A 13,966-nucleotide genomic window follows, 5' to 3' on the forward strand; every position below is an offset into this window, starting at 1 on the left:
GCGTCTGTTCCGCGGGTACAAACTGGACTAAGAGCGCGTAGCGAGAGCGGATCCGAGCGCTCTGGGAAAAGCCCGACGATAGGGCTCTCGTCCACAGCGTTCGCACGCCATGCGAGCGGCCTGATCCCAGCCGATAATGTGTCGACAAAGCTGGATGATCGCAGCCTGAGCCGGTGCACGACCCTGTCCAAATCGGGGATCTTTTGATCGCTACGTGCCTGATTGAGGCCGTAGAGGACTACCGCCTCGATCCGAAGGCCGGCGATCCTTCCCTGTATCCCATTCGATCCGCAGGGCTTGCATCCCGTCCGCTTCTGCCGAATGAAGGCGCATCCTCCAAGTTGGCGGCTGATAGGAACGAGGCGGGGCGGCGGGGGCGTCGACGCGCAGTGAGGTAATCGAATCGATGAACGACATGCCGCGTGAGCTCGGCTCGGCTGACATCCAGAAGGTCCTGGAGCTGCTGCCGCACCGCTATCCCTTCCTGATGATCGACCGGATCGTGGAGATCGACGGAGACCGCAGCTGCGTCGGCATCAAGAATGTCACGATTAACGAGCCGCAATTCACAGGACACTTCCCCGGACTGCCAGTGTTCCCCGGGGTCCTTCTTATCGAAGGTATGGCTCAGACCGCGGGGGCCATCTGCTGCCGCCACATCATGAGCGACGAACTGCGTGCCAAGCAGGTCTTCTTCATGACCATCGACAAATGCAAGTTTCGCAAACCCGTCGTTCCGGGCGACACCGTTCGCTATCACATGACGAAGATCAATCACCGAAAGACCATGTGGTGGTTCCGGGGCGAGGCGCGGGTGGATGGTACCCTGGTGGCCGAGGCCGAGATCGGCGCCATGCTGGTGACCGAGTGAGCACTGTCGGCGAGATCCATCCGAGCGCTGTGATCGAGGACGGCGCGATCCTCGGGGAAGGCGTCCGGGTCGGGCCGTTCTGCCATGTCGGGCCGTCCGTCGCTCTCGGTGATGGGTGCGAACTCGTGAGCCACGTCGTGGTGGCCGGCCGGACAACGATCGGCCAACGTACACAGCTCTATCCCTTCGCCTCGATCGGACATCCACCCCAGGACCTCAAGTTCAGGGGCGAGGCCTCCGTTCTGACCATCGGCGCCGATTGCGTGATCCGCGAAGGCGTGACCATGAACCCCGGAACCGCCGGGGGGGGGTTGGAGACGACGGTGGGCGACAAGTGCACGTTTCTCGCCAACTCCCATGTCGGCCATGATTGCCGCGTCGGTGACGGAGTCGTGTTCTCCAACAACGTCATGTTGGCCGGGCATTGCAGCGTTGGCGATTACGCGATCCTCGGCGGTGGTGCAGCCGTGATCCAATTCGCCCGCGTTGGGGCCCATGCCTTCGTCGGCGGGCTTTCCGGGTTGGAGAATGACTGCATTCCTTATGGCATGGCGCTCGGGAACCGCGCCTACCTCTCCGGCCTGAACATCATTGGATTGCAGCGGCGCGGTTTCGCCCGTGAGGATATTCACACGTTGCGGCGAGCCTATCGCCTTCTCTTTGCCAATGAGGGGACGCTGATGGAGCGTCTGGAAGACGTGGCCGCGGAGTTCGAGAGTCACCGCGCCGTCGCCGAAATCGTTGCTTTCATTCGCGCTGGCGGCAAGCGTTCCCTCTGTACCCCGCGCGAGACGCCGAGCACCTCTTGAACGCGAACCCAGCGCCCGCTGCGCAGATCACCGGGGCACCGTTATTGGTCCTGGTGGCGGGCGCCGGTCACCTGCCAGAATTGGTGGCGGCCTCGCTCGACCGCGCCGGGCGCCCATTTCGCGTTCTGGCAATTCGCGGGTTCGCCGAGCGGGCGATGCGAAGACGGGCCGAAGCGACGGTCGATCTCCTCGACATCGCCGGTATCCTGTCCGTCCTCGAGGCATGGGGACCCGCTTGTGTCATCCCGGCCGGCGGCGTGTCTCGGCCGAACCCCGCCGCGATTCTGAATGCCGCGGCGGCGTTACGGAACCGCGACGCCCTGAGGGCGATCTCTGCCGGCGGCGACGACCGGCTGCTGCGCAGCGCTCTTCTGCTTCTGGAGGAGCACGGCTATGGTGTGATGGGCGTCCACGAAGTCGCGCCCGATCTTCTCAGCCCCGAAGGAGTACTCGGCCTGCATGCGCCCGACGCTGCTTCACGCGAGTCGATCGAAACCGGCCAGGCTCTGCTGTCTACGCTTTCTCGATACGATGTCGGGCAGGCAACGGTTGTGGTGGGTCAACGGGCGCTCGCCATCGAGGGACCTGAAGGCACCGACCGAATGCTGTCCCGCGCCCGGGGACTCGGCCGCCGCCCCTTCGGTTACGGCAACGCGCAGCCCGGCACCGTGCTGGTGAAGTGCGCCAAGATCGGACAGGATCTTCGCGTCGACCTGCCGGCAATTGGACCCCGTACCGTGGTGAATGCCGCTGCGGCCGGTTGCGCAGGTGTGGCCGTCCAGGCTGGCCACACGCTGATCATCGATCGCCAAGCGACGATTGCGGCGGCGGATCGGATAGGCCTCTTCGTCGTCGGATTGAATCTCGATGCCAGAACGGGACCGGACGCATGAACGAGCCCCATCCTGAGCGAGTCATCTGGCTGGTGGCAGGCGAAGACTCGGGGGATCAACTCGGATCGAAGCTGATGCGCGGACTGCGTGAGTTGTCGGATCGCCCGATTCGTTTCGGAGGGGTCGGCGGCGAGGCGATGGCGGCAGAAGGCTTCCGGTCCCTCTTCCCCATCGATGACGTGGCGGTCATGGGCTACCTGCCCGTCGCCGCGCGGCTGCGGACCCTCCTGCGCCGTATTCGCCAGACGGTGCGTGACGTCATCGAAGCCCGGCCCGATGTGCTTGTCATCATCGACAGTCCCGGTTTCACGCATGCCGTGGCTGCACGCGTCCGTAAGAGAATGCCAGACCTTCCCATCGTCGACTATGTGTCGCCGAGCGTCTGGGCTTGGCGCCCCTGGCGGGCCGCGAAGATGCGCCCCTTCATCGATCACGTCCTCGCCCTTCTGCCCTTCGAACCAGAGGCACACCGACGCCTGAATGGCCCTGCCTGTACCTATGTCGGTCATCCGCTGATCGAGCGACTCTCGGAATTGCGCCCGTCCCGCACCGAAGCCGAGGCACGCCTCGTAGGATCACCGGTCCTGGCGATCCTGCCTGGCTCCCGCCGATCGGAAATCGAGCGTCTGATGCCGGTCTTCGGGGCCACGCTGGCGCGTCTCACGGCGCGCTTCGGACCGATCGAGGCGGTGCTGCCGGCGGTGACGCGGCACCGAGCCTTGATCGAGCGGTCGGTGCTCGCCTGGGATAATCCCGTCACGCTCGTTCACGGCGAAGCGGCCAAGCATACCGCGTTTCGCCGGGCCCGGGCAGCGCTGGCCGCGTCCGGTACGGTCACGCTCGAACTGGCCTTGGCCGGTGTTCCGATGGTGGTTGCCTACAAGGTCTCGCGGATCGAGGAGGCCGTCGCGCGACGCCTGATCCAGGTCCCGACCATCGTGCTTCCGAATCTGATCCTGGGCCACAACGCGATGCCGGAGTTCATTCAGGGCGACTGTACTGCGCCACGGCTTGCCGCAGCCCTCGAGCCCTTGCTGGCCGGCGCTTCGGAGCGCGATGCGCAGGTGGCGGCCCTGGCGCAGATCGACAGCCTCATGCGCTTGCCGGACGATGATCAGCCGAGCCGAAGCGCAGCGCGCATCGTCCTCAAAGCGAAGCGTGCAGCGTGAGCCGTTTGCAATCCAATGGGACTGCGCCGTAGCGGTTGGCCTCCCGGCTTCCGGATCGAAAGACCGTCTCGAGAAAGAACCAAACGAAGAAGCCTAGCATTGCCAGGACGAGCCCAATGACCGGGATGGGATAGCTGTCGACCACCCCCTCAAGCGGCAGAAGGCTGGTTGCCTCCGCGAGAATGTATGCCCCCAACCACCAGCCACTGCGGTTGCGGTCATGTAGCCGTCGGACCGTCTGGATCGAGGTTGCCAGGATGACGGGGAGCGTGCCGGAGGCAACGAGAATACCCGACCAGCGGAGGCCAAGGGCGGCGAGCCAGATCCCCAGGCAGAGCAGGCCAAACCCGAGGACGATCATACGCATCAGAAAGCCGCGATAGGCCGGGGCCGAGAGGCGACCGCTTGGATCGAACGGAGCCCAGGCGCGACAAAGTTCCTTGCTCATGTCCCCCTCGGCTTGACACGCCGCGTCGGAGGCTCGGCCACAGGATCTTCCGGCCAGGGATGGCGTGGGTAGCGCCCGCGCATCTCCGAGCGTACGGCGCTCCACGATCCACGCCAGAAGCCTGGAAGGTCGCGGGTGATCTGGATGGGTTGCGAGGCTGGTGAGAGCAGATGCAACACGAGGGCGATTCTTCCACCGGCAATACTCGGATGGCGTTCCAGACCGAAAAGCTCCTGCACTCGGACGGCCAGCACCGGCCCGGTCTCGAACTCATAGTCGAGTGCGATGCGCGATCCGGTTGGCACTTCGAAATGGGTGGGCGCATCCGCGTCGAGGCGGGCGCGCCGATCCCAGGGCAGCAACGCTTGAAGGGCGCGCGCGAGATCGTCGGCGGTGATGGCGTCGAGGCTCGTGCGCCCGATGATTTCCGGTGCCAACCAATGCTGGATGTTTGCCAGCAACTGAGTGTCTGACACGTCGGGCCAGTTCGCGGGGTCAGCCTCTCGCAGGAAGCGTAGGCGTGCGCGCCATTGGGTAAGTTGCGGCGTCCATGGCAGGGCGTGTAACCCGATCTCGACGACGCCTTTGGCGAGTATCTCGGCCGCGGCAATCTCCACCGGCACAGGCAGCGGGTGGTCGCCCAGCGTCACTGATCCAAGTCGTCGCATCGACCGCGCGCGTAGGGCACGTGCCGTCCGGTCGAAGGTGATCTCTGTCTTCGCCTCGATTGCAGTCCCGAACAGCGCTTCGATCGCCCCCAGGGAGATCGGAGCCGCAGCAAGAATGCGAGCCTGGGCCGCTGTCCCGGTGATTTCCGCTACGACGAGGAACGGCTCGCGGGCCAGCGCAGAGCTCGGATCGACCCGTCCAGCTCGTCCGTTGGCCATGACGAATTCGCCATCGCGGCCACGGGCTCGGGCAACCCGATCGGGATAGGCCAGGGCGAGCAGCGTTCCGGCCTCGCTCAAGTCGAGGCCAACCGGAGCATGGTCACGGGTTCCGGCGAACGCGTTGGCTTGTCGTACCCAGCTCTGTGCGAGCCGGCGCATGTCGCTCGCCCTTTGCCCACGGTCCCGCGTGTAGCGGTCGAGCCGGGACCTAACGTCGGTGTCGTCGCCACCGAGCCCCCGCTCGACCAGCACGGCTGCAAGGTCTGCCGCCTCACGAGCCCTGTCGTAGCCTGCTGCCTCGACAACCATACGGGCGAGTCGTGGAGGCAGAGGAAGTGCGCGCAGCGCCCGCCCGGTTTTGGTTAGGCGACCATCCGGGTCGATCGCTTCGAGGTAGCTCAGCATCGCTCGGGCTTCGGCGAGAGCTGGGGCAGGGGGCGTGTCGAGAAATGCCAGGGCCGTCGGGTCCGCGACACCCCAGGCTGCGCAATCCAGAAGTAGGCCCGAGAGGTCGGCCGCCAGAATCTCGGGACTGGTAAAGGGCTCCAGGGCGTTTGTTGCAGCTTCGGACCACAGTCGGTGACAGATGCCCGGCTCGGTTCGGCCGGCACGGCCTCGGCGCTGATCGACCGAGGCGCGTGAGGCACGGGCGGTGACCAGACGAGTCAGTCCAAGGCCAGGCTCGTAGATCGGCACCCGCGACAAACCGGAATCCACGACGATCCGCACGCCCTGAATGGTCAGCGAAGTCTCGGCGATACTGGTGGCGAGCACCACTTTGCGCCGGCCGGGCGGCGCGGGGCCGATGGCACGGTCCTGTTCGACAGGCGTAAGAGCGCCATACAGGGGAGCCACCTCGATAGATGCATCGACTCGGTCGGCCAGAAGAGATGCCACGCGACGGATCTCGCCTTGACCCGGCAGGAAGGCGAGCACCGAACCCGGGTCTGCCCGCAGCGCCCGTAAGATCGCCTCCGCCACGACGTCCTCGATCCGTCGGCTCGGGTCTCGATCCGAGTATCGGGTCTCGACCGGGTAGGCGCGCCCCTCGGATTCGATTACCGGCGCTCCGCCGAGAAGCGTCGCGACACGGGCGCCATCAAGCGTCGCCGACATGACGAGGATGCGAAGATCCTCCCGCAAAGCACCTTGGCTGTCGAGGGCCAAGGCCAAACCGAAATCCGCATCCAGCGAGCGCTCGTGGAACTCGTCGAACAGGACGGCGCCGACGCCGGTGAGTTCCGGATCCTCCAGGATCATTCGGGTGAAGACGCCCTCGGTGACGACCTCGATTCGGGTGCGGCTCGAAACCTTCGAGCCGAGGCGGACACGCAGTCCAATGGTTTCACCGACGTTCTCACCGAGCGTCGCGGCCATGCGCTCGGCAGCGCCGCGGGCTGCAAGACGGCGAGGCTCCAGCAGGATGATCTTGTCCGCCGGCCGTAACCAAGGTGCTTCGAGGAGGGCGAGCGGCACCCGGGTGGTTTTACCGGCGCCGGGCGGTGCCACGAGGACAACGGACGGACGGACCGCAAGAGCGTCACGGAGTGCTGGAAGGACGACCTCGATAGGCAGGGTGGAGACGAGAGGCGCGGGTGCAGAGTGGACCATTCCAATGCTGGTGACGCGATCGCGGACGATCCGCAACCCGCTGCGGTTCAGGTCGAGTCACGAATGTTCCACCATACTTGCCATGACCGGGGCCAATTCCATCATTCTGTTGGATCACCTGGGAACGGATTCACTTCGAAGGACTTGATCGCTCGCAGCGCAAGTGGCGCTTTGACGGAAGATGGAATTCATGAACAAGTTTGCGATCGCTCTGGCTGCCAGCACTCTGCTCGGTGCATTCGGGCTCACATCCGCATCGGCCGCCCCTGTTATGCCGGCTCCGGCCGTTGCCGTCGCAGGTGATCAGGCGCTCGATCAGGTCGCCTATCGGCGCCATCACCATGGGATGCGCCATCATCGTCATCACCGCCGGATGCATCGCATGCCGCGTTCGCGGATGATGAGCGATCCGAATTCGCGCAACCCCTCGCAGCCCGGCTACCAGCAGCAGAAGGGCAGCACCACGGGCGGTCCGCGCTACTGAGTTCCCTTTCAGTCCCTTCAATCGGCTTCGACGAGGGTCGGTCTGCGCAGGCAGGCCGACCCTTTTCATGTGGCGATGCGTGGCTCTGCGTTCTCACTGGTCGTAGACGTATCAGCTTTCTCCCCAGGCCAGACGGGCTACCGCGCTGATCCTTGCCAGCTAGGTCTGCTATGCTGGGACCATGTCACAGCGCCCCGCTCGATCCGTCGCCAAGACCGGCTCCGCCCCCTCAGACTACACGACGAGCGCTGCCGTTCTCGACACGACCGGTGCCACGCCGATGATGGCGCAGTATATCGAGATCAAGGCGGCCAATACCGATTGCCTCCTGTTCTATCGTATGGGCGACTTCTACGAGTTGTTCTTCGAAGATGCCGAGATCGCCTCGCGCGCGCTCGGCATCGTTCTGACAAAGCGCGGCAAGCATGGCGGTGCCGACATTCCGATGTGCGGCGTTCCGGTGGACCGCGCCGACGACTATCTTAGCCGCCTGATCGCGCTCGGCCACCGCGTGGCTGTCTGCGCACAGACGGAAGATCCCGCCGAAGCGAAGAAGCGCGGCCCGAAATCCGTGGTTCGGCGGGAAGTTGTCCGCCTGGTCACGCCCGGTACCATCACCGAGGATCGTCTTCTTGACCCCGCCCGTGCCAACGTTCTGTTGGCGATCGGCCGACGCAAGGCTGGTGAGACTGCTTTGGTTTACGGGTTGGCTGCAGTCGATATCTCGACCGGGCGGTTTTCCCTCAGTGAAGTCCCGGCTGCCGAGCTTGCCTCCGCAATTGCCCGACACGATCCGCGCGAGATCGTCATGTCGGAAGCGATCCATGCCGATCCGGCTCTGACCCGGTTCTGGCGCGAATGCTCCGCTCCCGTCACGCCGCTCGCACAAGCTGAACTCGAGCCCTCTTCGGCGGAGCGGCGGATCAAGGCACAATTCGGAGTCTCGACGCTCGAGGGCTTCGGGCAGTTCGGCCGCGCCGAGATCGCAGCGGCAGGAGCGGTCCTGCTTTACATCGAGCGTACGCAGATTGGCGCTCGCCCGACCTTGTCGCCGCCGTCGCGCGAAAGCGCTGGCGCGACCCTGTCCATCGATGCCTCGACCCGGGCCAATCTCGAACTCACCCGGACCCTGTCGGGCGAGCGCAAGGGCAGCCTCCTCGACGCCATCGATCGAACCGTCTCCGCGGGCGGCGCCCGGATGCTCGCCGAGCATCTGGCGGGTCCGTTGACCGATCTTGAGGCGATCCGGCATCGTCACGCCGCTGTCGAGTTTCTGGCTGAGGACGGGCCGACCCGGTCCGCCTTCCGCGCTAGCCTCGCCCGTGCCCCTGACCTTGCCCGCGCCTTGTCGCGCCTCGGGCTCGGCCGGGGTGGCCCGCGGGATTTGGCAGCCTTGCGTGATGGTCTGGACGCTGCCCAGGAGCTCGCGACCCGCTGCGACGGCTTGGAGAGGCTTCCCGAGGATTTGAAGGCCCTAGCCACCTGTCTTGCTTTCGTCGATGGCGAGCTTGTGCAGACATTGCGGGCGGCCCTCGCCGAGGATCTTCCACTGAAGCGCCAGGACGGCGGCTTCGTCCGCGCCGGCTATGACGCAGAGATCGACGAGAACCGCCTCCTCGGCCAGGATTCGCGCAAAGTCATCGCTGCCTTGCAGACGCGCTACGCCGAAGAAACGGGCTGCCGTACGCTTCGGATCAAGCATAACAACATGCTTGGGTACTACATCGAAGTCCCACAGGGGGTGGGCGAGGCCTGCCTCAAAGGGGTAATGCGCGAGACCTTCATCCATCGCCAGACCATGGTCGACGCCATGCGGTTCACCAGTGTCGAACTCGGGCAGTTGGAGAGCCGCATTTCCGGCGCATCCGACCGCGCGCTGACCCTGGAGAATGCGGTGTTCGATGCCCTGTCAGGGCGCGTCCTGGAGCAGGCGAGCGCTATTGCGGATGTGGCTGAGGCGCTGGCGCGCCTCGATGTGGCGGCCTCGCATGCCGAGTTGGCCGTCGAGCGCGACTGGCGCAGGCCAATTGTCGATGAAAGCTACGCCTTCGTCGTTGAGGGTGGGAGACATCCGGTTGTCGAGGCTGCCCTGCGCGCGTCGGGAGCGCCGTTCATTGCCAACGACTGTGACCTGTCAGGGGAGGGGCGTGGACGCATCCGGTTGATCACTGGTCCGAACATGGGCGGTAAGTCCACCTTCCTGCGCCAGAACGCCCTCATCGCCGTCCTGGCGCAGATCGGAGCCTTCGTGCCGGCGGCCCGCGTCCGGCTCGGGCTTGTCGACCGCCTGTTTTCGCGTGTCGGTGCCGCCGACGATCTTGCCCGTGGTCAATCGACGTTCATGGTCGAGATGGTCGAGACCGCTGCGATCCTGAATCAGGCGACCCGTCGCTCCCTCGTCATCCTGGACGAAATCGGTCGTGGTACGGCGACCTTCGACGGGCTTTCGATCGCGTGGGCCTGCCTCGAGCACCTGCACGAACAGAATGGTTGCCGGGCCCTGTTTGCGACCCACTTCCATGAACTGACCGCTCTTGGGCAACGCCTCTCGCATCTCGACAATGCGACCCTTCGGGTTGCCGAACATAAGGGCGAGGTCGTCTTCCTGCACGAGGTGGTGTCGGGTGTGGCCGAACGCTCCTATGGGTTGCAGGTTGCTCGCCTCGCTGGCCTTCCAGCCGGGGTGATCGCGCGGGCAGGGTCGATCCTGAAGCACTTGGAGAAGGCGGAGCGGGACCGGCCATCCCGCCCCCGGATCGACGACTTGCCGCTCTTCGCCAACCTTGCTCCTCCGCCGATGCCGGAGCCCGTTCTAGAGGTTGCGGATGATGTCCTGCGTTCAGCCATCGATGCGATCGACCCGGACATGCTGACGCCACGCGAAGCTTTGGAGGCCTTGTACCGCCTCAAGGCCGTCGGCAGCGGACCGCATTGACGCCGCTCCCGTTCGCGCATGGGGATCGGGACAGGCGGCCCGAGCGGAAGTCAGTCAGATTGAGAAAGCGACGTCGGAGGTTTTGCAAAAAGTATTGGCGACCTGCAAAGAAATGTTCATACGGCGCCCATTGTTCCGTGCCTCGTGGCGAAGCGAGTTCCAGAGATCCCACCTGTTTCGGCTATTCTGCCGCTTGTGATCGGGGCACGAAACGCCGGCATACAGCGCTGGGATAGCTTTCAACACAGTCGTGAGGGGCGAGCGTTCGTCACTGCGGCAATCGTGTACAATCGATAGCCAGCATCGCCCTTTTCGTATTCCCACCCCGTTTTCGGAGCGTTTGCATATACCGAGGCGGGTCCAACACATAAATTGAAATCGATAGAATCAATATTCGATATTGAATCCATTTGTTTAAATCATGATGCGGTGCAAAATATCTTCGGATCGTCGAACGGGGCTGTCGCCCCGGAAATTCCGAAGGAAGCTTACGATGACCACCCGTACCATCGTCCTAAGCGCACTCGCATCTCTGACCCTGATCACCACTGCGTTGGCGGATGACCGGACCTACCTCACCCCTCCCGTGTATCGTGAGCAGGCGCGCGCCACGGCAACCGTGCGTCCGGCTTCTGAACTGATCACCACGCCGTTCATCACACCGCGTGCACCGGCAACTCGGCAGCTCGTTGCGAAGACGGCCGAGGCATCGGTTCGCTAATCTCGATCTCGCTCGAATATGCCGTCGATCGAGAAGGGCTGCGCTCCGGCGGACGACGCTTCGCCGGAGCGCCTATTCTCAATCGGTGGTCACGATCTTATCGGCTGATCCTCTGACCATAATCCTGGTCAGCGGTCTCTCCCGGCGCCGAATTATGTCGCGCTTTCCTCGAACGAGCGCGGCCACGCTCTTGCGAGCGGTTTGCTACCCAATGGATCAACGGAAGCGCGACCGGCGCTTGCCTGCAGAATGGAATGACCTGTGTTGCTCCAGCGGTTGCGCCGGCAAGCACTTGCGGGTATAGGCCGCGCCAGCGCCCGCCAGACACCCTTGGAGGCACGGGCGCTTCGGGATTCGGGGCTTGGCCGTCCGTTTCGGGCGGCCTTTCGCGTTTTCCGTTCATTCTCATACGCAAAAGGATCACGCCATGAGCGCAGTCAAGACGCTTGAGGCCGTGGCACGCGACCGGGTCGGCAAGGGGGCCGCCCGGGCCGTTCGTCGCCAGGGTCACGTTCCCGCCGTCATCTACGGAGGCGGCCAGGCCCCGCAATCGATCGCGGTCGACCTCATCCGCATCCGCACGCTGATCTACGCTGGTGGCTTCAAGACCACCCTGTTCGAGATCAACGCCGGCGGAAAGAAGACCCGTGCGATCCCGCGCGATTTCCACCTCGATCCCGTGACCGGCGTGCCGATCCATGTCGACTTCCTGCGCGTCGTCGCCGGTCAGTCGATCACGGTCGAGGTCCCGGTGCACTTCGCCAACGAAGATGCGGCGCCCGGCATCAAGCAGAAGGGTGGCACGCTCAACGTCGTCCTCCACACCCTGGCCCTCGAAGTCGCCCCTGACGCGATTCCGGATGCCATCGAAATCGACCTGACGGGTCGGGAGATCGGCGATGCGATCCACATCACCGATGTGAAGCTCCCTGCTGGCGCGACCTTCACGGGTGAGCCCGACGCCACCGTCGCCAACATCGTACCGCCGACCGTCCTCGGCGCCGAGGTCGAGGCCGAGGAGGCTGCAATCGCCGAAGCGCAGTCCGCCGAAGCTGCCGACGAGAAGGCCGAGGAAGAGGCCGCCGAGGCCGTTGCCGAAGACGAGAAGAAGGAAGACTGAAATCTGGGCTCGCGCCCGGCTTCACGTCATCCATGACAGTGCCCCGGCCAGCAGGCTGGGGCATCTCTATTTCGAGGCCTACGCCGGCATCCGCTCACTCTCGCGGGTCCGGCCGCAAACTCGCAGGGATCCATTCGCGCCATGCGCCTGATCGTCGGTCTCGGCAATCCCGGCCCTCGCTACGCGAAGAACCGACACAACATCGGCTTCCTGGCCCTCGACGAAGTCGCCCGTATCCACCGGGCCGGTCCGTGGCGGCGCAAATTCCAGGGTGAGATCGCCGAAGTAGCGCTCGGGCCGGAGCGTGCGATCCTCCTCAAACCGCTGACGTTCATGAACGAGTCCGGTCGCGCGGTTCAGGAGGCTCAGCGCTTCTATAAGATCGCGCTCTCCGACGTGATCGTGCTCCATGACGAACTCGACCTCGCTCCGGCCAAGCTGCGGGTGAAGACCGGCGGCGGCAATGCGGGTCATAACGGCCTGCGCTCGATCACCGCGCAATGCGGCAACGATTACCGGCGTGTCCGCCTCGGTATCGGGCACCCAGGAGACAAGGCCCTCGTACACGCCTATGTGCTCAACGACTTCGGTAAGGGCGAGGAAGCCTGGGTCGACGACCTCTGCCGGGCGGTGGCAGACCAGGCGCCGCTCCTGGCGGCCGGCGAGGATACGAGCTTCCAGAACAAGGTCCACCTCGCCATGGCGGGACGGGGCTGGGACGACGTCAAGCAGGTTAACGCCCGCGATTGACCGCGGCAGCGACATCGGATTTCACGCAGGCCGGCTGCGGTCGGCTTCGCGAACGGACAGGTGACCCATGGGCTTTAAATGCGGCATCGTCGGCCTGCCGAACGTCGGCAAGTCGACCCTCTTCAACGCGCTGACGCAGACGGCCGCCGCTCAGGCGGCGAACTACCCGTTCTGCACCATCGAGCCGAATGTCGGCGAGGTGGCGGTGCCGGACGCGCGCCTTGATGATCTGGCCAAGATCGCCGCCTCGAAGGAGATCATCCCGACGCGTCTCACCTTCGTGGACATCGCCGGCCTCGTGCGCGGCGCATCGAAGGGCGAGGGCCTCGGCAACCAGTTCCTAGCCAATATCCGCGAGGTCGATGCCATCGCCCATGTCGTTCGCTGCTTCACCGACGGCGACGTGACCCATGTCGAGGGCAAGGTCGATCCGGCTGCCGATATCGAGACCATCGAGACCGAGTTGATGCTTGCGGACCTCGATAGCCTGGAAAAGCGCGTCATCGCTCTGGAGAAGAAGGCCAAGGGTGCCGACAAGGAGGCCAAGGAAACACTCGACCTCGTCCAGCGCGCCCTGCCGCTGCTGCGCGAGGGCAAGCCGGCCCGTCTGGTCCAGCGCAAGCCCGACGAGGAGAAGCTCTTCCAGAGCCTCGGTCTGATGACAGCCAAGCCTGTCCTCTACGTCTGCAATGTCGACGAGGGCGATGCCGACAAGGGCAATGCCTATTCTGAAGCGGTGATGGCCCGCGCGAAGGCGGAGGGCGCCAAGGCGGTGGTAGTTTCGGCCAAGATCGAGAGTGAGATCGCGGTGATGCCGCTGGCCGACCAGGGAGATTTTCTGGAGGCGGTCGGCCTCGCGGAGCCCGGGCTGAATCGCGTGATCCGCGCCGGCTACGAACTTCTCGGACTCATCACCTACTTCACCGTGGGTCCGAAGGAAGCGCGCGCCTGGACCATCGAAAAGGGCACCCGTGCGCCCGCGGCCGCAGGCGTGATCCACACGGATTTCGAGAAGGGCTTCATCCGGGCCGAGACCATCGCCTTCAACGATTACACCACCCTGAAGGGTGAGAGCGGTGCGAAGGAAGCCGGTAAGTTCCGCCTCGAGGGCAAGGAGTACGTGGTCCAGGACGGTGACGTCCTGCACTTCCGCTTCGCCAACTGAGCCAATCCAGGCCGGATCGCGTGCGAAACGGGTGCCACTCTGCGGAGCGGCGTCGGTTTCGCGTCGTCCAGGCGCGAAGACGTTCAACGCCAGAGAGGCC

12 protein-coding genes are annotated in these 13,966 nt (G+C 64.7%); 10 read left to right on the forward strand and 2 right to left on the reverse strand.

What is annotated here, in order from left to right; genetic code table 11:
- Positions 1-415 precede the first annotated feature (415 nt).
- Genes fabZ through lpxB form a run of 4 tightly spaced genes read left to right on the forward strand, consistent with a single transcriptional unit; the run spans position 416 to position 3,742 of the window.
- Positions 416-871: a 3-hydroxyacyl-ACP dehydratase FabZ gene (fabZ, locus tag ACV7NL_RS09915; protein ID WP_443136787.1), complete on the forward strand. Its 456-nt coding sequence runs from the start codon at positions 416-418 to the stop codon at positions 869-871.
- Positions 868-1,680, forward strand: coding sequence for an acyl-ACP--UDP-N-acetylglucosamine O-acyltransferase (lpxA, locus tag ACV7NL_RS09920; protein ID WP_247635300.1), 813 nt, complete (start codon positions 868-870; stop codon positions 1,678-1,680). Before fabZ ends, lpxA begins: the two co-directional genes overlap by 4 nt.
- Positions 1,677-2,573 (forward strand): LpxI family protein, encoded by an 897-nt coding sequence (locus tag ACV7NL_RS09925; RefSeq protein WP_463355555.1) that lies wholly within the window; start codon positions 1,677-1,679, stop codon positions 2,571-2,573. The genes lpxA and ACV7NL_RS09925 overlap by 4 nt, the downstream gene beginning before the upstream one ends.
- A complete protein-coding gene (gene lpxB / locus ACV7NL_RS09930) occupies positions 2,570-3,742 on the forward strand; it encodes a lipid-A-disaccharide synthase (RefSeq protein ID WP_056478956.1) in 1,173 nt (390 codons plus the stop codon). Before ACV7NL_RS09925 ends, lpxB begins: the two co-directional genes overlap by 4 nt.
- Here the strand turns inward: lpxB and ACV7NL_RS09935 are convergent.
- Positions 3,720-4,190, reverse strand: coding sequence for a DUF805 domain-containing protein (locus tag ACV7NL_RS09935; RefSeq protein ID WP_082503610.1), 471 nt, complete (start codon positions 4,188-4,190; stop codon positions 3,720-3,722). The two genes, lpxB and ACV7NL_RS09935, sit on opposite strands and share 23 nt — an antisense overlap.
- The gene (gene hrpB / locus ACV7NL_RS09940; RefSeq protein ID WP_463355556.1) at positions 4,187-6,691 is read right to left on the reverse strand and encodes an ATP-dependent helicase HrpB; all 2,505 of its coding nucleotides are present in this window, start codon (positions 6,689-6,691) and stop codon (positions 4,187-4,189) included. Before hrpB ends, ACV7NL_RS09935 begins: the two co-directional genes overlap by 4 nt.
- 181 nt (positions 6,692-6,872) lie before the next feature.
- On the opposite strand from hrpB, the gene ACV7NL_RS09945 reads away from it, so the two are divergent.
- The 6 genes from ACV7NL_RS09945 to ychF all read left to right on the forward strand — a co-directional run bounded on the left by ACV7NL_RS09945 (position 6,873) and on the right by ychF (position 13,866).
- On the forward strand, positions 6,873-7,175 hold the full coding sequence (locus ACV7NL_RS09945; protein WP_463355557.1) for a hypothetical protein: 303 nt from the start codon (positions 6,873-6,875) through the stop codon (positions 7,173-7,175).
- Positions 7,176-7,356: 181 nt separating this feature from the next.
- Positions 7,357-10,110 carry a DNA mismatch repair protein MutS gene (mutS, locus tag ACV7NL_RS09950; protein ID WP_463355558.1) on the forward strand — a complete coding sequence of 918 codons (2,754 nt, stop codon included), beginning with the start codon at positions 7,357-7,359 and terminating at the stop codon, positions 10,108-10,110.
- A 493-nt stretch (positions 10,111-10,603) separates the two neighbouring features.
- Positions 10,604-10,831, forward strand: a complete 228-nt coding sequence (locus tag ACV7NL_RS09955; RefSeq protein WP_463355559.1) for a hypothetical protein — start codon at positions 10,604-10,606, stop codon at positions 10,829-10,831.
- Positions 10,832-11,258: 427 nt separating this feature from the next.
- Positions 11,259-11,951 carry a 50S ribosomal protein L25/general stress protein Ctc gene (locus ACV7NL_RS09960; RefSeq protein WP_056478967.1) on the forward strand — a complete coding sequence of 231 codons (693 nt, stop codon included), beginning with the start codon at positions 11,259-11,261 and terminating at the stop codon, positions 11,949-11,951.
- A 141-nt stretch (positions 11,952-12,092) separates the two neighbouring features.
- Positions 12,093-12,701, forward strand: coding sequence for an aminoacyl-tRNA hydrolase (gene pth / locus ACV7NL_RS09965; protein ID WP_463355560.1), 609 nt, complete (start codon positions 12,093-12,095; stop codon positions 12,699-12,701).
- 67 nt (positions 12,702-12,768) lie between these two features.
- Positions 12,769-13,866, forward strand: a complete 1,098-nt coding sequence (ychF, locus tag ACV7NL_RS09970; RefSeq protein ID WP_056189579.1) for a redox-regulated ATPase YchF — start codon at positions 12,769-12,771, stop codon at positions 13,864-13,866.
- Positions 13,867-13,966: the final 100 nt, after the last annotated feature.

The sequence above is a fragment of the Methylobacterium sp. Ger2507 genome, assembly GCF_055231875.1.

Bases quoted from the DNA above. Each gene is read 5' to 3' on its own strand.
- ACV7NL_RS09955 (WP_463355559.1), top strand. From the start codon at position 10,604: ATGACCACCCGTACCATCGTCCTAAGCGCACTCGCATCTCTGACCCTG.
- pth (WP_463355560.1), top strand. From the start codon at position 12,093: ATGCGCCTGATCGTCGGTCTCGGCAATCCCGGCCCTCGCTACGCGAAG.
- ACV7NL_RS09945 (WP_463355557.1), top strand. From the start codon at position 6,873: ATGGAATTCATGAACAAGTTTGCGATCGCTCTGGCTGCCAGCACTCTG.
- ACV7NL_RS09960 (WP_056478967.1), top strand. From the start codon at position 11,259: ATGAGCGCAGTCAAGACGCTTGAGGCCGTGGCACGCGACCGGGTCGGC.
- lpxB (WP_056478956.1), top strand. From the start codon at position 2,570: ATGAACGAGCCCCATCCTGAGCGAGTCATCTGGCTGGTGGCAGGCGAA.
- ychF (WP_056189579.1), top strand. From the start codon at position 12,769: ATGGGCTTTAAATGCGGCATCGTCGGCCTGCCGAACGTCGGCAAGTCG.
- fabZ (WP_443136787.1), top strand. From the start codon at position 416: ATGCCGCGTGAGCTCGGCTCGGCTGACATCCAGAAGGTCCTGGAGCTG.
- mutS (WP_463355558.1), top strand. From the start codon at position 7,357: ATGTCACAGCGCCCCGCTCGATCCGTCGCCAAGACCGGCTCCGCCCCC.
- ACV7NL_RS09935 (WP_082503610.1), bottom strand. From the start codon at position 4,190: ATGAGCAAGGAACTTTGTCGCGCCTGGGCTCCGTTCGATCCAAGCGGT.
- hrpB (WP_463355556.1), bottom strand. From the start codon at position 6,691: ATGGTCCACTCTGCACCCGCGCCTCTCGTCTCCACCCTGCCTATCGAG.